This window comes from Rahnella sp. CFA14(1/10) (assembly GCF_004195095.1).
GTDB classification, from domain to species: Bacteria; Pseudomonadota; Gammaproteobacteria; order Enterobacterales; family Enterobacteriaceae; genus Rahnella; species Rahnella perminowiae.
Map to the genome: position 1 here is coordinate 1 of NZ_SEWS01000012.1, position 20,773 is coordinate 20,773.

A 20,773-nucleotide genomic window follows, 5' to 3' on the forward strand; every position below is an offset into this window, starting at 1 on the left:
GGGCAACTGTCCCGGCGGGAACGAGTATAGATATAACCTCTCATAATAACGCCAGCTCTATGGATGCAACCGTCCAGCGCGACGGTGCAGGTATCCCATCGGGGGCAACTGTCCCGGCGGGAACGAGTATAGATATAACCTCTCATAATAACGCCAGCTCTATGGATGCAACCGTCCAGCGCGACGGTGCAGGTATCCCATCGGGGGCAACTGTCCCGGCGGGAACGAGCGCAGATATAACCCCTTATAATTGCACCCGTTCAACGGATGTAAGCGTCAGAAACGATGATACAGGAACCGGAGGAGCAGTAACCCCGGCGGGAACAACGGACATAGGCGGCATATCCCGTAATAACGAAACACATTCCCTACAGGCCAATAAGGGTACAACCGCCCCTGATCAACTAAATTGCATAAATCCTGAACACAATGTTCCTTCTGTCGATGTGGAGTCTGGCGAGGCTAATATCGAGCCAGATAATGATACCTATGCTGTAATGTCAGATAAGTTAGATACTTTATATCCTGTATTGTCCGCCCCTACGCAGATAAATAATGTCAGCAATGGGGATTATGCCTTTACTTCCGGTGAAGTGAATTATACCGCCCATGGCGGCAAACAGACTGAAAAGTATGAAATACTGTCAGACTCTGTAGATGATGTGGAAATGTCGCTGACGACATTTAAAACCCGAATGGCTGAAAAAATCAAAAATGAGCAGGGAAATAGTACTGCCCATTTTGGTTCACTCGGTTCACCTAAAACCTGGAATGAAGCAGGGACCAAAGGTGAGATTTACTACGCGGACTGGTCGGATGGTCGTCACTATTTTGAAGCTAAACAAGACGGTGCGCCTGGGCAAAACAAATGGTATTACCCGGAAAATAATAAAGATAATACCTGGTGGAAAATTGTTCACCCGATTGAGTATTACGCGATTACCTCTGATCCGCAGTATGCCCGTACTCCCAACGGTGTTGACCAGGAAGAGCAGGCAAAACCGGCAATCTACAATCAGTACCAAGTGCTCAACAGTCTGAAAAGCACCTATGGTGATGCCTTTAAGGGCACCATCATTAACGGTGATATTACGGATTTTGGTCATGACTGGCAGTGGTCAGAAATGAAAAAGGCCCTGGGAACGCTTAACCATGATTACTGGTATGGACTAGGCAATCATGACTACGAAAACAATGTCAATGATTGTTTCACCAATAACTGTGCCGTACGCAGTATCCGCGAACTGACCAACAATCTTAAATCGCGTAAAAATATTAATGCGATCGATTACAACGTAATTTCAGGTTATTCATTCCCTTCACTATCGACGAACTATATTGGGAGTTTCTCTTATAGCTTTGATATGTCAGGCATTCGCTTTATCCAACTGAACAACTATGCCGAATATACCAAGGAATTTAGCGGCTTCAGTATGAAAGATGCCCGCAAATATACAGTAAAAGTCACCCCTTCTGTCGACTGGCTGGAACAACAACTCGCTGATGCCCGTAAACAAGGCAAAGCTGTTATATTACTTTCGCATATTAAAAATATGGGTGCAGCAAGTTCACGTCTGCAACAGATGACGGCGAAAAATAGCGATTATGATATTACCGCTATTTTCAACGGCCATACTCATGAAATGTCTGTAGGTGACTATTACGCCAACAGTGGTGCGACATTCAAAGAAACATTTTTATTGGTTGAAGTTAATAACCTTAAAAGAGAATTGTCCATTTATGAGGTTTCAGATAACGACCTGAAAACGAAAAAGTTGGAAGCCACTATCCCACTTAAACTTTCCGTGGTAGATAAGACCATTAAGGAAAATGCTTTCAGGGTTACACTGAAAAACGGTGGCGGTTACATTGGTATTTATAAAGTTAAATACGTCCGGGAAGACGGATCAAATGCAACCATTGATCATCGTCTGGCATTGGGCAACACCGTCACTGTCGAAGTGCCACGTGGGGCTAAAAATGTTCAGGTTATTGGGAAATCAAAATCCGGTCGGTCGATTTATAACGTCAGTCTGAACAATTATAAAGATGTCTGCATTAAGAGCTGGGGAACACTACCTAAAAACCTTCGTTGGGGTTATTGCGGATAAAAAGTATCGGCGGGGATGAAAATCCCCGCCTAGTTTATTTAACGTTCCCAGTAACTTTCTTCAAGACTGTCTTCACGTTCCGGCAGGCCACGCGTCAGACGCGGAGAATGCTGGTTCAGCACCTGATAACTCACGCGGTTTGCATATTTGCACACCTGGGCCAGAGAGGAATAGGTCAGATATTCACGGGCATGTTTGCTGGAATTCGGCACTGAAGTCCGGTGGAACCCATTCGCGGCAATATCATGCAGCAATGCTGACAGCGCGCCGTCTCCTGCTCCGTTGGTATTCATGATCTTTTCAGGCCCGCCCATATAGGGTGCAATGTGGGAATAAATCTTCAACGGTTGACGGCAACAGTCATGGCGCATGGCGCGGCTAAATTCATACTGGTTAAATTCAGCTATTGCGCCAGGCAGCAGTGGATGTTGGGTGGTGCGTTTGAATTCTTCTTCCGTATAACTCGCCATAAACAGGCCGTTTGGCCCGGCGGTACACAGCACCAAATCAACCCAGTCCAGCGCTTTATCAGCAGCCATCAGCGGATCCCTCAGACCCGTTAGCGCAAATCCCTCATCTTCGTTCATTGCCAGGATCGAGACGTGATCACGCAGGAAATCGCGCCATGCCTGGGGATCTTCCGCGATAACGTACTGGGTGCCCAGCGTCAGTACCACCGGCACATGATACTTTTTCGCGTATTCAATCGCCTGCATAGTCGCTTCCGGCATGGGTTCACCTGGCTTACTGCGCAGCAGATACGATGTCAGTAACAGTGCTGATGCACCGGCAATCACATCTTCCGGTATGCTTTGTGCACGCAGATCGTTCATTTTACCGGGGCTGATAGCAAAGGTACGTTCGCCAGTGTCACTGATGAGGGTAAAGCAGCGGCCAATTGCACCGTCCACGCCTTGCAGGAAGTTAAGATCCACACGGCTGGAGGTGTTGCACAGATAGCGATAGGCATAATCACCTATTTTGACATTGTTGCACATTACGCCAAGCAAAACGGAGCGGTCATCCGCCAGCACCGAATAGTTATGCAACGTGTTACCGACGGTGCCGCCCGCAAACTGATGCGTGATAAGCGCGTTGCTCATCAGTTCCTGATACAGCGTTTCCGACATCTCATCATCAAGAATATTGGATTCACCCGGTGTCAGCCCGTAGCGGGCAACAAAATTTTCATCAACACGCGCTTCGATATCGACCATCGTCTGGTCAATGCCGGTGATGTACGAAGCACCGGCTTCTGACTCCGGCAGCATGTCCTGCAACATAGAATCACGTAATAAAGGGTCGCGCGCGCTGACCGGAAAATAGTGTTTGGACTTACGTTTACCAGGAAATTTCATTCATTATTCTCGGGGAGTTCAAAAAGCTCAGGCTTCATTCAGAAGTGCTGAGTGACCAGTTGTTGCAGCAAATCAATATGCTCCGGCTGGTCGTTCAAGGCGTCAATATATTCGAAGCGCTCGCCGCCTGCATGAATAAAAACTTCACGATTCTCGCCTTTAATTTCCTCCAGGGTCTCGAGACAGTCTGCCGCGAAGCCCGGACAAAGGATCTGAATATGTTTAACTCCCTGAGCAGGAAGGCCTTTCAGTGTTTCATCGGTGTATGGCGTGAGCCAGGGCTCACGACCAAAGCGGGACTGGAAAGTCAGCATTATTTTGCCCACAGGCAGTTGCAACGCGTCTGTGAGCGCCTGCACGGTATCGCGGCAACGCTGTTCATAGTCATCACCTTCCGCCACAAAACGCTTTGGAATACCGTGGAAGGACAACACCAGACGGTCCGGTTCGCCATGCAGAGCGAACGAACGTTCGATGCTGGCTTTCAGTGCGGAAATGTACGCCGGATGCGTGGCGTAATCACGGATAAAGCTCATTGAAGGCAGACGACGCTGCGATTTCAGCACGCGCGCAACACCGTCAAAAACTGCAGCACTGGTGGAGCAGGAGTATTGCGGATACAACGGCAACACCACCATTTTGGTCACCCCCTGCGCCAGTAGTTTTTCAATAGGCTCTTTCATGCCCGGCTTACCGTAGCTCATGGCCAGCTCGACCGGCGTACCCGGCAGGCGTTCTGCCAGAGCTTTCTGCTGACGACGGCTATATACCATCAGCGGTGAACCTTCTTCCATCCACACGGCTTTGTACAGTTTGGACACACGTGGAGAACGCAGCGGCAGGATCACTAAATTCAGTACAGGCCACCACAGCCAACGGGGTGTATCAACCACACGAATATCACTCAAAAATTCAGCCAGATATTTTTTAACGGCCTGCGGAGTCGGAGCCTCCGGAGTCCCGAGGTTGACCAGAAGAACACCGAATTTGGTCTGCGTCATGCTGAATTTCCTAAATTGAAGGCACTGAAGCCAGTGCAAAAAGTTATGGGCGCCACCGTTTATTTGGAGATGCAGTAAAGAAGCGCAGGCCATTGTAACGAAAACAATGACGATCGGAACAACGGCAGAAGCTATCAATGCGAATTGTTATTAATACCCGTTCTATTTCAAAGGCTGATACATTGGCTACGTTCACTCACCCGAATCACTTACTTTAGTAAGCTCATCGGGGCTCCGCCCGCTTGCCGCCGTTCTGCCACTTGGAATATTGGGGTTATGAGGAAGGTGAGGAGCCTTAAAATACAAACGGGGCGACCGAAGTCACCCCGTGATGGCGTGCAGAGCAGACGATCAGCTGAGGATGGCAGCCAGTTCGTCACGCACAGCAGAGACCTGCTGTGTGCCGTCAATTTTGACGTACCTGGTGTTGCCCGCTTCGGCTTCTTTGCTGTAGTAAGACACCAGCGGCTCCGTCAGTTCATGGTATTCCACCAGACGTTTACGCACGGTTTCTTCCTGATCGTCTTTACGGGTGATCAGTTCTTCACCGGTGACATCGTCTTTACCTTCCACTTTTGGCGGATTGTACTGGATGTGGTACACACGGCCAGAGCCAGGGTGTACGCGACGACCTACGATGCGATCGACGATCAGTTCGTCCGGCACATCGAATTCCAGCACATAATCAACTTTGATGCCCGCGTCTTTCATGGCATCAGCCTGCGGAATGGTACGAGGGAAACCGTCTAACAGGAAACCCTTGCGGCAATCTTCCTGCTGAATACGCTCTTTCACCAGTGCGATAACCAATTCATCGGTCACCAGTTTACCCGCATCCATAATCTCTTTTGCTTTCTTGCCGAGTTCACTTCCGGCCTTCACAGCGGCGCGCAACATATCACCGGTAGAAATTTGCGGAATACCAAATTTCTCCATGATGAATTGAGCCTGAGTACCCTTACCTGCGCCCGGAGCGCCCAGCAGAATGATACGCATTGCGTAAATCCCCTTGCATGTAATTTTTATGAATCTCGAAAAACGCTCAACCATACCATTCTGAGCACTTTTGCTCAAGGAACAAGCCCTGCTGAAATGGGGGTTAAGCCGGTGCAGACTGGCGTTTTATCCCCTGTTTCGGGCTGGCTACGGCCAGCAGAAGCGTTGTACCGCCTGCAGTGCAAAACCACACGACAACATGAAATCGGGGTCTTTTACAGACAAAAAAAGGGTGTCGTGTTAACGACACCCTTCCGGTTTACGGTTCAATGTGCAAATTACGCCTGAAGCAACGTATTCATACGACGGATGAACAGGTTTGGATCTTCCAGCGTGCCGCGTTCGGCGAACAGTGCCTGATCCAGCAGCAGTTCAATCCACTCACTGAACTGAGTCTCATCAGCGACGTCCGAAGCACGTTTTACCAGCGCATGTTCCGGGTTCAGCTCAAAGATATATTTGACTTCCGGCGCGTCCTGACCGGCCGCCGCAAACAGTTTTGCCATTTGCGTGGTCATTTCGTCTGCGCCCGTGGTGACGATAGCCGGTGTATCAGTCAGACGGTGCGTCAGACGCACTTCTTTCACACGGTCACCCAGCAGGGTTTTCACACGCTCAACAAACGGCTCCAGCGCTTTTTCGGCTTCTTTCTGCTGTTCGTTTTCTTCGTCAGCCAGTTTATCCAGTGACTCGTCGGCCTTGCTGACGGACTGGAAGACTTTACCCTCAAACTCAGTGAGGTAGCTCATCATCCACTCGTCGATGCGGTCAGACAACAACAGGACTTCAATGCCTTTTTTGCGGAACAATTCCAGGTGCGGACTGCTCTTCGCCGCCGCATAACTGTCGGCAGTGATGTAATAAATTTTGTCCTGACCTTCTACCATCGCCGTCACATAGTCTTCCAGCGACAACGTCTGCTCACTGCTGTCGTTGCGGGTGCTGGCGAAACGTAGCAGTTTGGCGATCGTTTCTTTGTTCGCACCGTCTTCTGCCGGGCCTTCTTTCAATACCAGACCAAACTGTTTCCAGAATTGCAGGTATTTTTCATTGTCATCTTTGGCCAGTTTTTCCAGCATTTGCAGAACGCGTTTGGTCAGCGCACTGCGCAGATTCTGAGTAATGCGGCTGTCCTGCAGAATTTCACGGGATACGTTCAGCGGCAGATCGTTGGAATCTATCAGACCACGCACGAAACGCAGGTAGTTCGGCATGAACTGCTCGGCTTCGTCCATGATAAACACGCGCTGAACATACAGTTTCAGGCCGTGTTTATGATCACGATTCCACATATCCCACGGTGCCTGTGAAGGGATATACAGCAGGCTGGTGTATTCCTGCTTACCTTCAACGCGGTTGTGGCTCCAGCTCAGCGGATCGCTGAAATCATGAGAAATATGTTTGTAGAATTCTTTATATTCTTCGTCCGTGACTTCCGCTTTACCGCGCGTCCACAGGGCCTGCGCCTTGTTAATTTGTTCCCAGGTTACGGTGCCGTCTTCTTCGTTACGGGTTTCGACTTCCACCGGCAACGCAATATGGTCGGAATATTTGCTGATAATGGAGCGTACGCGCCAGTCATCAAGGAATTCGTCCTGATCTTCGCGCAGGTGCAAAGTGATTTCAGTGCCGCGATCGGCTTTCTCGATATCCGCCAGGGTGTATTCACCTTCACCGGCAGATTCCCAGAATACGCCTTCTTCAGCGCTGGCACCGGCTGCACGGGTGCGCACGGTGACTTTGTCTGCCACGATAAAGGCAGAGTAGAATCCCACACCAAACTGACCAATCAGTTGGCTGTCTTTCGCCTGTTCCGAACCGACAGATTGCAGGAAGGCTTTGGTACCGGATTTAGCGATTGTCCCGAGGTTATCAATCACTTCATCACGGCTCATACCGATACCGTTATCACTCAACGTCAGGGTGCGTTTTTCTTTATCAAATGCCAGACGGACATGCAGCTCGCCATCACCTTCATAAAGTTCAGGCGCAGATAATGCGCGGAAACGCAGTTTATCAGCGGCATCGGAGGCGTTAGAAATCAGCTCCCGCAGGAAAATTTCTTTGTTTGAATACAGGGAATGGATCATCAGATGAAGCAGTTGTTTTACTTCAGACTGGAATCCGCGTGTCTCTTGTCCTTTCATACTCATCAAATTACCTCAATCCAGATACTGTTATTGACCAAATCAGACGTTGAGGAATAAGTGGGGTTACGCGTCAGGCTTTTCAAGCGCAGGGAAAAATTTTTAAGAAGAAATGCAGAGGGATAACGGAACAAAACGGGGCGCAGAGAATCGCGCCCGCATGACAGTCGACAGTCAGAACCGGAAGGGATGACGTCCGGCGAGGGAATGGGACAGCGTGGTACCGTCCACCATATCCAGTTCACCACCAACCGGCACACCATGCGCGATGCGGCTGGCCAGCACACCGTACTGGCCGCACATTTCAGCGATATAGTTGGCGGTCGCCTCACCTTCAACCGTCGGGTTAGTCGCGAGGATCACTTCCTGAATATTTTCACTTTCAAGTCGTTCTTCCAGGCGACCTAAACCGATGTCGTCAGGCCCGATGCCATCAAGGGGTGACAGGTGGCCCATCAGCACAAAATAGCGACCAGAGAACTGACCGGTTTGTTCTATCGCATGAATATCAGCCGGACTTTCCACCACACAAATCTGACCATTTTCTTTGCGCCGTGGGTTGGCACAAATAGTACAGATTTCCTGCTCGGTGAAGGTACGGCAATCGGCGCAATGGCCGATCTCAGACATGGCACGCGTTAAAGACTGTGCCAGCCGCATTCCGCCGCTGCGATCACGTTGCAACAACTGGAATGCCATTCGTTGCGCGGACTTCGGGCCAACGCCCGGCAGGCAACGCAACGCCTCCATTAAAGATTCAAGGAGAGGGCTGGTTTGCATCAGAACGGCATCTTAAAGCCTGGTGGCAATTGCATACCGCCAGACACGGCTGCCATTTTTTCTTTCTGAGTTTCATCGATACGGCGTGCTGCATCGTTGAACGCCGCAGCGATCAGGTCTTCCAGCATATCTTTATCGTCTTCCAGCAGGCTTGGATCAATTTCAACACGACGCACGTTATGCGCACCGTTGATGGTGATTTTCACCAGACCCGCACCTGATTCACCGGTCACTTCCAGCTGAGCGATTTCCGCCTGAGCCTGTTGCATTTTTTCCTGCATTTGCTGGGCCTGTTTCATCAGGTTACCAATGCCGCCTTTTCCAAACATAGTCTTCTCTCTCAGCAATGGCCGCGTCACAATCGCGGCGTTTAAATTGGGCGAATACTTTCTTCATCCAGCTCCGCGTCGAAGAAACGGCGCAAAGTCTGAATGTTGTTATCCGCAATAATAGACTGACGCGCCTGCGCCAGTTTTTCTTCATAAATGGCCTGTCGCCATTCCAGCGGCGTCTTCACCGCCAGATTATCATCTTCCAGCACGGTCAGTTCAACCGGCATCTGATGCAGTGCCGATAAGGCCTCCGTCAGTACCTTTTGTGCAGACGGCGAATTCAGGTGCTTTTGCGACGAACGCAGATGCAGGCAGATTTTGCCCGGTTCCGGTTGCTCGCGGTAGGCATTCAGCGCCAGTTGTTGCACCAGTTTCGGAATGGACATCCGGCTGATTTCAGCCGCCCATTCATCACGTTCAGTTGCTTCTTCTGCCAGACGGGAAGCCAGTTCCGGCGATTTTTCATGTTCGAGCGCGGTGCGCAACGCTTTCGGCGTCGCCACCGGTTCCGGTGCGACTTCCGGTTCCGTCATCGCTTTCCAGCGATAGGCTTCTTCTTTTATTGGCGCGGCGGGCTCTTTCTTCACGGCCAATGTCTGCGCACGTTCAGTCACCGAAGCAAGGCGCTCCAGTGCTGAGGTTGCCGGCCGCGCTTTTCCTGGCGCTGCCGGCTCAGCTTTTTTTGGGGTGGTACTCCCCTGCCTGAGCAATTGTGTTCGCGCCTGTAGAAGTTGCGCAGTGGTATCCGGCATCGCCGCCGGTTCTGCATTCCCCGGCGGCGGCGGAGCATTATAGTTTGGTTGCGGCGGTGCGTTACGCGGCGCTGCCGGTTGCGATGGCGCTGGTGTCGCCACATTTGCCGGGATTGCGACGGGTTGCGGAGCCGGTTCAGCAATAATCACTTTCGGATGGAAGGCCAGAGCGCGCAGCAGCGTCATTTCGACGCCCATGCGTTTGTCGGGCGCATACGCCAGCTCTTTGCGGCCAATCAGTAAAGTCTGATAATAAAGCTGCACATCAGCTGGCGGAATGACACGCGCGAGCTCACGCAGGCGTTGCTCAATAGCTGCGTAATGATTATCCAGCACGGACGGCAGGAGCTGAACCATTGCAATACGGTGCAGCAGCGCCAGCGTCTCCACCAAAAGATTTTCCCAGTCGACCCCACGGGATGCGGCCTGTTCGACCTGCGCCATCATCTGACTACCGTCGGCGCTGACCAGCGCTTCGAGCATGGCCAGCGGCTGCTCGTCGTCCAGCGTACCAAGCATTTGTGCCACAGTTTCAGTGGTGACGGCACCCTGCCCCATCGCGATTGCCTGATCGGTGAGACTTAACGCATCACGCATACTGCCGTCGGCAGCGCGGGAAAGCAGTTGTAAGGCACGCGGCTCAGTGGTGATGGTTTCCTGCGTTAATACATGTTCGAGCTGTTTGCGGATCTGTTCAGCATCCAGCGCTTTCAGATGGAACTGCAAACAACGCGATAAAATGGTGACCGGCAGCTTTTGCGGATCCGTGGTCGCCAGCAGGAATTTGACGTGTGCAGGCGGCTCTTCCAGCGTTTTCAACAGCGCGTTGAAGCTATGACGCGAAAGCATGTGCACTTCGTCAATCAGGTAAACTTTGAAGCGGCCACGCGCCGGTGCGTATTGCACGTTATCCAGCAAATCGCGGGTGTCTTCGACTTTAGTACGCGATGCGGCATCGATCTCAATCAGATCGACAAAACGGCCCTGCTCGATTTCACGGCAGTTATCGCACACGCCACAAGGCGTGGAGGTGATCCCGGTTTCGCAGTTAAGCCCTTTCGCCAGCAGGCGGGCGATGGTGGTTTTGCCCACGCCACGGGTACCGGAAAACAGGTAGGCGTGATGGATGCGCCCGAGCGACAGGCCATTGGCCAGTGCGGTCAGCACATGTTCCTGTCCGACGACGTCGGCAAAAGTTTGGGGGCGCCACTTACGGGCAAGAACCTGATAGCTCATTAACACTTCATCGTTGATTTATAATGATTAATTTGACGATACACGAAAAAACATCGTTTAACCCGTCTTTCTGCGCGGGTCTGCGAAACGGAGACTGAAGACTCAGCATAATGATGCCTGAGCCAGACTGCCACTGCATAGTGTACCAGCAGGGTCGCCCTCATTCCTATTACTTTACTTTTGCATACCGCGTCGCAGTTTCTCCCCCTTCCTTCTCCTCCTGACAATTCGTCTCACAGGATGAGGGCAAATTTTGCGCACTTACTAAACTGGATTCACCTCTGTTCTGATAATGCTTCCTGCCTTTTGTAAGGAGAGCCATGAAACCCCTGACACTGCCTTTATTATTGCTCGTTTGCCCCGCCGCACAGGCCAGCTGGACGCTGCAAGGCTTTCCCGGTTTCGCCGAACCGGTCAGCGGCATATTCACCAGCCACACCACGTTACCAAAAGGGCAACGTACGCTTGAATTACATCAGGATAATCAGTGCTGGCAACCGTCTACCGCGATAAAGCTTAACGAGGTGCTGTCGCTGCAACCCTGCAAAAGCCACCCGCCGGTTTACTGGAAACAGTTCCGCTCCGGAGATTATCAGGTTCGAATTGATACCCGCAGCGGTACGCCTACGCTTCAGCTCAGTCTGAATACGGCGGAGGAATCTGTCGCTGCCGTGGCGAAAACCTGCCCGCGTCAGGATGGGAAACCGCTGATTGTCGATGTCTCCGGCACTTTTGCTGAGGGTGAAACTGTTCGCGATTTTTATTCCGGCCAGAGCGCCACAGTAACAAAAGGCCACATCACCATGATGCCCGACCCGGCCAGCGGGGGTTTGCTGTTACTGGAATCAGCAGAGCGTAAAACGCCAGCCACATTCAACTGGAAAAATGCCACGGTGTATTTTGTACTGACCGATCGTTTCGAAAACGGCAATCCGGAAAACGATCACAGCTATGGTCGCCACAATGACGGCCTGCAGGAAATCGGTACTTTCCACGGTGGCGATCTGGCCGGACTCACAACCAAACTCGATTATCTGCAACAGCTGGGCGTTAACGCGCTGTGGATCAGTTCGCCGCTCGAACAGATCCACGGTTGGGTTGGCGGCGGCACCAAAGGCGATTTTCCGCATTATGCCTATCATGGCTATTACACCCTCGACTGGACAAAACTCGATGCCAATATGGGTACCGGGGAAGATTTGCAAAAGCTGGTCAGTGAAGCCCACCGGCGTGGGATCCGCATTTTATTTGACGTTGTCGTCAATCACACCGGTTACGCCACGCTGGCGGATATGCAAACCTTCCATTTTGGCTCGTTGTATCTGAAAGGTGATGATATCGCAAAAATGCTCGGCAAAAACTGGACGGACTGGAAGCCCGGCCCTGGTCAGAACTGGCACAGCTTTAATGATTATATCAATTTCGGCGACAAGGACGGCTGGCGTACCTGGTGGGGTGAAAAATGGATCCGTACCGACATTGGCGATTATGACTCGCCCGGTTATGACGATCTGACCATGTCATTAGCCTTCCTGCCGGATATTAAAACGGAATCCAGTCAGGTCAGCGGCCTGCCCGTTTTCTATCGCAACAAACCCGATACGGCCGCACGTGAAATTCCCGGTGCAACACCGCGTGATTATCTGGTCACCTGGCTCAGTCAGTGGGTACGGGACTACGGCATAGACGGGTTCCGTGTGGATACCGCCAAACACGTCGAAAAATCAACACTGGCCTTACTTAAAGAGCGTTCAGCCGAAGCCCTGAAACAATGGAAAGCCGCCAATCCTTCAAAGGTGCTTGATGACGCGCCATTCTGGATGACCGGCGAGGCGTGGGGTCATGGCGTGATGAAAAGCGATTATTACGCCAGTGGATTTGATGCCATGATTAATTTTGATTTTCAGGATCAGGCAGCAGCGGCGCTGAGTTGTTTTGCCAATATCGACACAACTTATCAGCAGATGGCGGAGAAAATGCGGGATTTTAACGTTCTCAGTTATTTGTCATCACATGATACCCGGCTGTTTTTCACTGCCGATGCCAGGGAGTCTCTGCCATTACAGCAGCGTGCCGCAGATTTATTATTACTGGCACCGGGCGCGGTACAGATTTATTACGGCGATGAAAGTGGCCGTCAGTTTGGCCCGACGGGTTCAGATCCTTTACAAGGAACGCGGTCCGACATGAACTGGCATGAACTGACTGGCCCGAAACAGGCTTTACTCAGGCACTGGCAAAAACTGGGAACGTTCAGGGAACAACACCCCGCGGTTGGCGCAGGCGTGCAGAAATCACAGCAAACCGCGCAATATTATGCCTTCAGCCGTCAGCAAGGTGAGGATAAAGTCATGGTGGTCTGGACCGGAGAAAGCGGGAAATAACGGCGCAGAAAGCAAAAGGCCTCGCGTTAACGGCGAGGCCAGTTCATTACCAACGGGTAAAAATCAGTGGCCGTCGAAACAGACCAGGCTGTAACAGTTGATATTTGAATCATTCAGGCGTTTTTCACCGCCCAGTTCCGGCAGATTGATGATGAATGCGGCATCGGTCACTTCCCCGCCCAGACGGCGGATCAGTTTAGCCGTGGCTTCAATCGTGCCACCCGTTGCCAGCAAATCGTCGATCACCAGAATTTTTTCGCCAGGCTGAATAGCATCAACGTGGATTTCAAGGCTGTCAGTACCGTATTCCAGATCGTAGGTTTCGCTGATGGTTTCACGCGGTAACTTGCCCGGCTTACGCACGGGAACAAAGCCCACGCCCAGAACCAGCGCAACCGGTGCGCCAAACAGGAAGCCCCGCGCTTCGGTGCCTACCACTTTGGTGACGCCGGCATCACGGTAACGATCAGCCAGTAACTGAATGCTTGCAGCGTAAGCTTTTGGGTCTTCCAGCAAGCTGGTGACGTCACGGAACAGTATGCCTGGCTTAGGATAGTCAGGGATGGTTTTAATACTGTCTTTAATAAACTGTAGCTGCTGTGCGGTAGCGGTCATAATGTTAATTGCCTGATAAAGCTGCTGTTCATACTTAAACGCGGGCGGTCAAATGTCCCCCGTCATGCCGTGATAAAGCATGTCGTTCAAGGAAGGAAATTGGGAGCGCACCGACGTACGAGATGCCCAAATCTATGCAAAGCTGCTTTAAAAAGCAACCCGCAGCCGGACATGATCGCCTGTTTTATTGCTCAAGGTCAACCACTGGTAATCGCCACATCATGATCAGTAACGCAAACATCATGCAAACCAGTAAAATACGCACCCACAATAACGGCACAAAATAGATCGAAACCGAGAGACTCACCACAATCAGTACGATCGCTTTCGGTTTTACACCTTTCGGTAATGCGCGATGTGTCTGCCAGTGGCGCAGATAGCTGCCAAACCATGAGCGATACAATAACCACTGATGAAAGCGTGGTGATGAGCGGGCAAAGCACCAGACGGCAAGCAGTAAAAAGGGGGTCGTCGGCAACAGCGGTAGCACCACCCCGAGCGTCGCCAGCACCACACACAACCAGCCTAGGATAATCAGTAGTACGCGTTTCATGCATTTCCTTCGGTTTCAAACAGACTGTGTAGCCGGTTTGCGGATTCTCAGTGTAAACAAGTGCGCAGAAGCTGGCATACCGGTAAGCTACGCCAGAGTTTAAGGGAGATTATCGTGAGCACAGAACGAATTTTACATGTCCTCGATCAGCAGATCGAAACACTGGCCAGGGAAATTGAACCGATCGGCCATGTTTCCGCCTCGCAGGCGCGGTTTGATGTCGCACTTTTCTCAACCAAAGGTACCCGGTTGCGCGACTATCTGGCAGAAATTAAAACCAATTTGCAGCAACTTAATCAGGAAGTACTCGAGAAACGTTCCGCACAGGTGGCATTTATTGCTGAACGGCTGGTGGCACAAATTACCGCCATGCAGCGCGAACTGGCGACCCAGTCTTTGCGTAAAATACACCAGGCACCCGAACGCAAAAGCCATGATAATTATACCAAACTGGCGGAAACTCAGCAGTTCGAGCGGCGTCTGATCGCGATGATTGAAGACCGGGAGACGACGCTGGGCCAGCTGGCTACATTCAGCGATCAGCAGCGGGTGCAGAAGGAGCTGGCAGCACTCGAAGGACGTTTAATGCGTTGTCGGCAGGCACTGGCCAAAATTGAGAGACAAATCGAGCGGCAGGAAAAAGGTTTTTGAATCTTTATCACATTTTTTTAATCCGGCATTCAGGCTAAGCCTTTTCTTATCTATAATAGTAAGTCCAAAACCTGCTAATCATAACGTTGGCCTATATGTCCGTAGAAAATGCGCCCCCCGAACTTCAGCTTGCTGTCGATTTGATTTACCTGCTTGAGTGCAATGAGATTGCCCCTGAAACCGCTCTTGCGGCGCTGGAAATTGTACATCGCGATTATCAGGAAAAGTTAAAGAACAGTAAAAGTACGCTGTCGATCAGCTACCTTTAAGCCAGCCGGCTGCCTGTTTCAGGGGAACCCGTCGCTTTCCCCTGACTGGCACGCTACGCCTCAGACCGGTGAGAAATGGTCCTGCTGATCGCCGGGCTGTCTCAGCACCCTTTTCACTTCCTGGACTTCGCTACCGTCCTGATTATGCAGATACACTTCCAGCTGATTGAACGCGATATTAATGTTGTTCTCGCGGCACAGCTTATCAATGCTGCGGTTGAGTTCATCCACGGTATAACTGCGATCCCCCAGCTCACGCACATACACCCGTAGCTCATGATCAAGCGTACTGGCTCCGAAATTGAGGAAGAACACCAAGGGCGCGGGGTCACTCATCACACGAGAGTTTTCATGTGCCGCCTGCAATAAAATTTCCTTCACTTTGTCGAGATCAGAACCATACGCCACGCCAATTTTGACTAACACCCGGGTGACGGTATCGCTCAGCGACCAGTTAATCAGCCGCTCAGTCACAAAGGCTTTATTCGGGATGATCACTTCTTTGCGGTCAAAATCGATCATCGTGGTCGCACGGATACGGATGCGGCTGACGGTGCCCGAGAATGTCCCGATGGTGACGGTATCGCCAATACGTACCGGACGTTCGAAAAGTATGATCAGACCTGAAACAAAGTTCGCGAAGATCTCCTGCAAACCAAAGCCGAGCCCGACCGACAGCGCTGCCACCAGCCATTGCAATTTATCCCACGAGACGCCGAGCGATCCGAGTGCCGTGACTGCGCCAATCACCGTAATCGAATAGGTCAGGATAGTCGTGATGGCATAGGACGTCCCCTGCCGCAATTGCAGCCGTGATAGCACGACGACTTCAAGCAGCCCCGGTAAGTTTCGTGTTAACACATAGGCCACAATCACCGCCAGAAAACCGAGCAGTAAATTACCCAGCGTCACCGTTTGCTGAATGACCGCACCCGCTACCGTGCTTGAGTAATGCCATAAGGTAATGCTGTCCAGATACGAAATGACCGTCAGTAAATCCGACCAGATCCAGTAGAATATGGTCGCGAAAATAAAGAACAGACCCATCGTGGTCAGGCGCAATGACTGTTGGTTGATCTGATCTAACCCGATCTGCGACTCTTCGACCGGCTCGCTGCCTTCCGCGCCATCTTTCGCCGCTATGGTCTGGCGTCGCGCCAGCGCTCGGCGATAAGCCAGGCGCCGTGCGGCCACGCTTAATCCACGCAATGCCGTGAGATAGGTAATGTTCCAGAAAATCAGCAGATACAGGCTGTCAATCCAGCGGCCAGCCAGACGCAGCGTGGTGTAAAAATAACCGGTGACCATCAATCCGACAAAGAAAAGCGGTGCCAGCGCAATGGCCGTCACCACCACCAGACGAATACTGTGTGAATCTTTTTCACGCCAGCCATCACGCGCAATCGGGAAGACCAGAACGGCCAGAGCAAGCATTGTCAGGAAAATCACGACCTGACCGATGATGTCATCCACCAGCCCGAGCGGCGCTTTCTCACCGCGTACCGACCAGAAAATTACGGGCAACATCATCAGACTCAGACGAATGACAGAACGACGATAGTGAGCACAGGTGGTTGCCGGCATAGTAAAGTGCCGTTCATTTATGCTGCCAGGTTTGAGAATGCGATAACAAAAGCCCATCACCAGCAGGAAAACCGCCAGCCGTTGCGCCAGTGTCCATAAGAAATCACTCGGATCGATATCACACACTGAGAGCCAGTAGCCGATGCCGAGTATAAGCAGGACGCCCGGCAACACATTCAGTGCCATCAATGCCAGCGCCTGCGGTGTATGCAACTGGCTGTCCCGCTTGAGCTGTCCGACATCTTTACCCAGCATTTCAATCCGCTGATTGATATATTTCCGGCGCCATAACAGCAACAAAATGACAGTTAACAGCGGGATGGTCACCGGCAGAGAATGCAGTGCACCCAGCATCAGTTCGCCCGGCGGAATACTGACATGCAGGCCGCTCAGCTGATTTTTCACTTCATCGGGCAGAGACTTGATGAACTCCCAGTTCATCGGTTTGTTGCTGCTCACCCAAAAAATTTGCTGGGTCAGCGTTTCGGTCAGCGACTGATTGATGCTCAGTAATTGTTGCTGGTTAATCTGTAAGCTGATGGCCAGCGAAAGCTGATTACCGAGTTGTTTATTCAGTTGATCAAGCAACTCCCGTCGCATGTCGACAATCTGATCCAGCGCATCGCTGATATCGCCATTAATGGTTTCTTTACTGCTGCTGACAACGCCCTGAATATAACTGTCGCCCTGGAATAAGGCATCACGCTGCTGATTGATCTTGAATTGTTCAAGACGCAGATCGGCAATATGTGTGCTCATGTCGGTTATCAGGCCGGAAGGCGGGATGGTATTTTGCTGTTGCTGATACAAAATGCGCGACAGTAATAAACTGCCCTTCAGCACAGTGATTTGCTCTTTGAGGTCATGCTCAGCCTGAGCCGAACGGTCGAGCCAGTTTTTCACCGTGATGTTTTTTTGCACCAACTGATTGCCCTCTTCCGTTGCGGCAATCAGGCGTTCACTGAGCTGACGGTTAATCCCCAGTTCCTGCGCGACCAGCGGATCATTTTGGATGTTAGAGGTGTCATCCGGACTCTGGGCTTCTTTTGCCGTACGTTCAGACAAAATCAGCCGTTTTCCGTTGACCACTTCCTGCAACAATTGTGCGGTATGTTCCAACTGACTGATGTGTGCATTGGTGTAATCGCGTTGTTTTTGCAGGAGATCCTGCAACGTCGTGTTGGCTTCAAGGCTCTTGCGTTGCAGATCAATCTGCGCAGTCAGCAACGCCTGTTGCGTGACCAGCATATTTTGCTGAGTAGTTCGGAGATCCTGCTGACCGGGCGACATCCCGTTGAGCTGATTACGAATTTTCTGGATGGCCAGTGAATAGGTGTACATCGCGTTTTGTACACGTTCCGGCTGGGTTTGCAGGGAAATCAGTTGGGTATTAAACGTCGATAAATCTTCCTGAGAGGACTGAAGATCATCGAGCGTATCGTTAAGACGATTTTCCAACTGACGCAGCGACAGCGCAGAAAGCTGCGCTTTATTCGCATCATCTTTCGGGTTGTTTTTGATTTGATCCAGCCCATCCATCGCGCTACGCAATTTTTGCGGGGCTTCCGCGACCTGTTTTTGCAGCTGATTAACTTCCTGCTTCACCCGGTCAAGCGCATCAAGATATTCCAGCGTGTGGATCAGATCCTGTTGCGAAAGTTTATCGACCGGCGTCAGGTTTTTTTGGCGATTTAATGCATCAAGCTGGTTCTGAACTTCATTCCGGCTGGGAATATCATTACTGGCCGCGTGACCGGGAAGGGAGAAAAGAAACAGGGCAATGCAAATCATCCCCGTAAAAAACCCTGTCATCCCCTTTTTTTTGCGGGGAGAAATTACATCAGAAAAAGCGGTCAAAAACCGGATACACATACGTCTGTGCCAACTCATTTACCAAATGAATAATATGGTAACGACAATAACAGTGTTAACAATGAAAGGAAGGAGAAAAGCGTATCTGAATACAACATCAGGGTGGTTATTTAATCATCAACAGGAGGAAAAATTTGCAGGCTTATTAATACAGGAGAAAGTATCAGAGCGTTACTTTACTACGGCGAGAAAGGACGAGTGTCGCAACATATCAATATAGGTATCCACAAATTTCCCGGCATTACCTTCTAAATCAAAGCTTTCAGGGATAAATAACCAGTTTTCCATTAAGCCGGTCAGATAGGCACGTAAAATAATGGCAGCCTGGCGGGTATCAAGATTAGCGGGCAGTTGCTTTTCGTCTATACAGCGCAGGAGAATACGTTCGATTTTACCGTACCCTTCCATATAGAGCGCTTTACGGGCTTCATGGACTGAAGTCATCTCCCCAACAAATTCACATTTATGGAATATAATCTCCATCAATGCTTTACGCTGGCTATCCGTGACGGTGGCGACCAGTATGTAAATAAGGATTTCGCGCAAAATACGCAGTGGATTATTCGGAAACTTTGTCTGATACTCTACTTCGAGCACTTTTATCCGGGATTCATAAGCTTCCCAGATCGCGTTAAACAGTTCCACTTTGTTCCTGAAATGCCAATAAATTGCGCCCCGCGTCACACCGGCTGCATTAGCAATATCAGTCAGTGATGTCGACGATACCCCACGGGCAGAAAATTCGCGCACAGCAGCATCCAGAATGTGTTGTCTGGTTTCCAGCGCCTGTGATTTGGTTTTTCGTGCCATAGGTTTATCTTTCAGGGGAGTTTGATTTACATACATTCTTGAATGTATGTAACATAGCACGCACATACTAAAAGCGCAGCAATGGATTTAGAATGTTGTGATCCATTGGACAATTTGAAATCGGACACTTGAGGTTTATTTATGAACAAAAACAGAGGGTTAACGCCTCTGGCGGTAGTTCTGATGCTATCCGGAAGCTTAGCACTTACAGGATGTAACGATAAAGAAGCTCAACAAGGTGCGCCACAGGCTCCGCAGGTTGGCGTCGTTACCCTGAAAACTGAACCGCTTAATGTGACTACCGAACTTCCAGGTCGTACTGCTGCTTTTCGCATTGCTGAAGTACGCCCACAGGTTAGCGGTATCATTCTCAAACGCAACTTTGTTGAAGGCAGCGACATTAAAGCCGGTACTTCATTATATCAAATTGATCCTGCCACTTATCAGGCCGCGTATGACAGCGCTAAAGGCGATCTGGTAAAAGCTCAGGCAAACGCACAAATTTCCCGTCTTACCGTTACCCGTTACAAGCCTCTGCTCGGCACCAGCTATATCAGTAAGCAAGATTACGATACGGCTGTCGCTACGGCGGCACAGGCTGATGCGGCGGTAGTCAGTGCGAAAGCAGCCGTTGAGTCTGCACGCATCAATCTGGCTTACACCAAAGTCACCTCCCCGATCAGCGGACGCATCGGTAAATCGTCTGTGACAGAAGGTGCGCTGGTGTCTAACGGCCAGACCAATGCGCTAGCGACCGTGCAACAGCTCGATCCTATTTATGTTGACGTGACGCAGTCCAGTAATGATTTCCTGCGCCTGAAACAGGAACTGGCTGACGGTTCACTGAAACAGACAGACGGTAAAGCGCAAGTCAAGCTGCTGATGGATAACGGTAAAGAATATTCACAGCCGGGTACATTAGAATTCTCTGATGTGACGGTTGATGAAACTACCGGTTCCATTACTTTACGCGCCATCTTCCCGAATCCAAATGATGCCCTGCTGCCGGGTATGTTTGTACGCGCGCGTCTTGATGAAGGTGTTAACAACAACGCGCTGCTGGTACCGCAGCAAGGTATCACCCGTAACCCACGCGGTGATGCAACAGCGATGGTTATCGGTGCGGACAATAAAGTTGAACTTCGAACTGTGACGACGACACAGGCGATTGGCGACAAATGGGTTGTGACAGAGGGCCTGAAAAGTGGCGATAAAGTTATCGTGACAGGTCTGCAAAAAATTAAGCCAGGCGTACAGGTTACTGCACAGGAAGTCGATCAAAACGCAGCAGCGCCCGCTACAGCGACGAAGTCTTAATAGGA

Annotated in this window: 16 protein-coding genes and 1 other annotated feature; of the genes, 5 read left to right on the plus strand and 11 right to left on the minus strand. The window is 50.8% G+C overall.

Going from position 1 to position 20,773, the window contains the following annotated elements; translation table 11 throughout:
- The coding region (locus EVX52_RS21285; RefSeq protein WP_165385194.1) for a metallophosphoesterase at nt 1-2,111 on the plus strand (2,111 nt) is incomplete at its 5' end.
- 38 nt (nt 2,112-2,149) lie between these two features.
- Here EVX52_RS21285 and EVX52_RS21290 read toward each other — a convergent pair.
- From EVX52_RS21290 to dnaX, 7 genes are all read right to left on the minus strand, one after another.
- Entirely contained in the window at nt 2,150-3,469 is a 1,320-nt protein-coding gene (locus tag EVX52_RS21290; protein ID WP_129952803.1) for an inosine/guanosine kinase, read from the minus strand.
- Nucleotides 3,470-3,507: 38 nt separating this feature from the next.
- Nucleotides 3,508-4,470 (minus strand): ferrochelatase, encoded by a 963-nt coding sequence (gene hemH, locus EVX52_RS21295; RefSeq protein WP_129992073.1) that lies wholly within the window; start codon nt 4,468-4,470, stop codon nt 3,508-3,510.
- 351 nt (nt 4,471-4,821) lie between these two features.
- A complete protein-coding gene (gene adk, locus EVX52_RS21300; protein ID WP_129952805.1) occupies nt 4,822-5,466 on the minus strand; it encodes an adenylate kinase in 645 nt (214 codons plus the stop codon).
- Between the two features lie 278 nt (nt 5,467-5,744).
- Nucleotides 5,745-7,613 (minus strand): molecular chaperone HtpG, encoded by a 1,869-nt coding sequence (htpG, locus tag EVX52_RS21305; RefSeq protein ID WP_165383732.1) that lies wholly within the window; start codon nt 7,611-7,613, stop codon nt 5,745-5,747.
- A gap of 174 nt (nt 7,614-7,787) precedes the next feature.
- Nucleotides 7,788-8,393 carry a recombination mediator RecR gene (recR, locus tag EVX52_RS21310; protein WP_015698289.1) on the minus strand — a complete coding sequence of 202 codons (606 nt, stop codon included), beginning with the start codon at nt 8,391-8,393 and terminating at the stop codon, nt 7,788-7,790.
- Nucleotides 8,393-8,722: a YbaB/EbfC family nucleoid-associated protein gene (locus tag EVX52_RS21315; protein WP_013576599.1), complete on the minus strand. Its 330-nt coding sequence runs from the start codon at nt 8,720-8,722 to the stop codon at nt 8,393-8,395. Before EVX52_RS21315 ends, recR begins: the two co-directional genes overlap by 1 nt.
- 41 nt (nt 8,723-8,763) lie before the next feature.
- On the minus strand, nt 8,764-10,713 hold the full coding sequence (gene dnaX / locus EVX52_RS21320; RefSeq protein WP_129992074.1) for a DNA polymerase III subunit gamma/tau: 1,950 nt from the start codon (nt 10,711-10,713) through the stop codon (nt 8,764-8,766).
- Nucleotides 9,364-9,428, minus strand: a sequence feature (DnaX frameshifting element). (Overlaps the previous gene by 65 nt.)
- Nucleotides 10,714-11,033: 320 nt before the next feature.
- Here dnaX and EVX52_RS21325 point away from each other — a divergent pair.
- Nucleotides 11,034-13,097: an alpha-amylase gene (locus EVX52_RS21325; RefSeq protein ID WP_129992075.1), complete on the plus strand. Its 2,064-nt coding sequence runs from the start codon at nt 11,034-11,036 to the stop codon at nt 13,095-13,097.
- Between the two features lie 63 nt (nt 13,098-13,160).
- Here EVX52_RS21325 and apt read toward each other — a convergent pair whose 3' ends face one another.
- Both apt and EVX52_RS21335 read right to left on the minus strand, forming a co-directional pair.
- On the minus strand, nt 13,161-13,712 hold the full coding sequence (gene apt / locus EVX52_RS21330) for an adenine phosphoribosyltransferase (RefSeq protein WP_013576602.1): 552 nt from the start codon (nt 13,710-13,712) through the stop codon (nt 13,161-13,163).
- 184 nt (nt 13,713-13,896) lie between these two features.
- Nucleotides 13,897-14,265: a DUF454 family protein gene (locus EVX52_RS21335; protein WP_129952809.1), complete on the minus strand. Its 369-nt coding sequence runs from the start codon at nt 14,263-14,265 to the stop codon at nt 13,897-13,899.
- A 114-nt stretch (nt 14,266-14,379) separates the two neighbouring features.
- Here EVX52_RS21335 and priC point away from each other — a divergent pair, with 114 nt between their 5' ends.
- Entirely contained in the window at nt 14,380-14,916 is a 537-nt protein-coding gene (gene priC, locus EVX52_RS21340; protein ID WP_129992076.1) for a primosomal replication protein PriC, read from the plus strand.
- A 95-nt stretch (nt 14,917-15,011) separates the two neighbouring features.
- A complete protein-coding gene (rsmS, locus tag EVX52_RS21345) occupies nt 15,012-15,185 on the plus strand; it encodes a pleiotropic regulatory protein RsmS (RefSeq protein WP_129952811.1) in 174 nt (57 codons plus the stop codon).
- Nucleotides 15,186-15,245: 60 nt separating this feature from the next.
- Here the strand turns inward: rsmS and mscK are convergent, their stop codons facing one another.
- Both mscK and acrR read right to left on the minus strand, forming a co-directional pair.
- On the minus strand, nt 15,246-18,641 hold the full coding sequence (gene mscK, locus EVX52_RS21350) for a mechanosensitive channel MscK (RefSeq protein WP_129952812.1): 3,396 nt from the start codon (nt 18,639-18,641) through the stop codon (nt 15,246-15,248).
- Between the two features lie 171 nt (nt 18,642-18,812).
- Entirely contained in the window at nt 18,813-19,451 is a 639-nt protein-coding gene (gene acrR, locus EVX52_RS21355; RefSeq protein ID WP_129952813.1) for a multidrug efflux transporter transcriptional repressor AcrR, read from the minus strand.
- Between the two features lie 141 nt (nt 19,452-19,592).
- On the opposite strand from acrR, the gene EVX52_RS21360 reads away from it, so the two are divergent.
- A complete protein-coding gene (locus EVX52_RS21360) occupies nt 19,593-20,768 on the plus strand; it encodes an efflux RND transporter periplasmic adaptor subunit (protein WP_129952814.1) in 1,176 nt (391 codons plus the stop codon).
- Nucleotides 20,769-20,773 lie beyond the last annotated feature (5 nt).

Excerpts from the sequence above, each read along its gene's own strand:
- EVX52_RS21290 (WP_129952803.1), bottom strand. The coding sequence starts at position 3,469 with ATGAAATTTCCTGGTAAACGTAAGTCCAAACACTATTTTCCGGTCAGC.
- hemH (WP_129992073.1), bottom strand. The coding sequence starts at position 4,470 with ATGACGCAGACCAAATTCGGTGTTCTTCTGGTCAACCTCGGGACTCCG.
- adk (WP_129952805.1), bottom strand. The coding sequence starts at position 5,466 with ATGCGTATCATTCTGCTGGGCGCTCCGGGCGCAGGTAAGGGTACTCAG.
- htpG (WP_165383732.1), bottom strand. The coding sequence starts at position 7,613 with ATGAAAGGACAAGAGACACGCGGATTCCAGTCTGAAGTAAAACAACTG.
- recR (WP_015698289.1), bottom strand. The coding sequence starts at position 8,393 with ATGCAAACCAGCCCTCTCCTTGAATCTTTAATGGAGGCGTTGCGTTGC.
- EVX52_RS21315 (WP_013576599.1), bottom strand. The coding sequence starts at position 8,722 with ATGTTTGGAAAAGGCGGCATTGGTAACCTGATGAAACAGGCCCAGCAA.
- dnaX (WP_129992074.1), bottom strand. The coding sequence starts at position 10,713 with ATGAGCTATCAGGTTCTTGCCCGTAAGTGGCGCCCCCAAACTTTTGCC.
- EVX52_RS21325 (WP_129992075.1), top strand. The coding sequence starts at position 11,034 with ATGAAACCCCTGACACTGCCTTTATTATTGCTCGTTTGCCCCGCCGCA.
- apt (WP_013576602.1), bottom strand. The coding sequence starts at position 13,712 with ATGACCGCTACCGCACAGCAGCTACAGTTTATTAAAGACAGTATTAAA.
- EVX52_RS21335 (WP_129952809.1), bottom strand. The coding sequence starts at position 14,265 with ATGAAACGCGTACTACTGATTATCCTAGGCTGGTTGTGTGTGGTGCTG.
- rsmS (WP_129952811.1), top strand. The coding sequence starts at position 15,012 with ATGTCCGTAGAAAATGCGCCCCCCGAACTTCAGCTTGCTGTCGATTTG.
- mscK (WP_129952812.1), bottom strand. The coding sequence starts at position 18,641 with ATGTGTATCCGGTTTTTGACCGCTTTTTCTGATGTAATTTCTCCCCGC.
- acrR (WP_129952813.1), bottom strand. The coding sequence starts at position 19,451 with ATGGCACGAAAAACCAAATCACAGGCGCTGGAAACCAGACAACACATT.
- EVX52_RS21360 (WP_129952814.1), top strand. The coding sequence starts at position 19,593 with ATGAACAAAAACAGAGGGTTAACGCCTCTGGCGGTAGTTCTGATGCTA.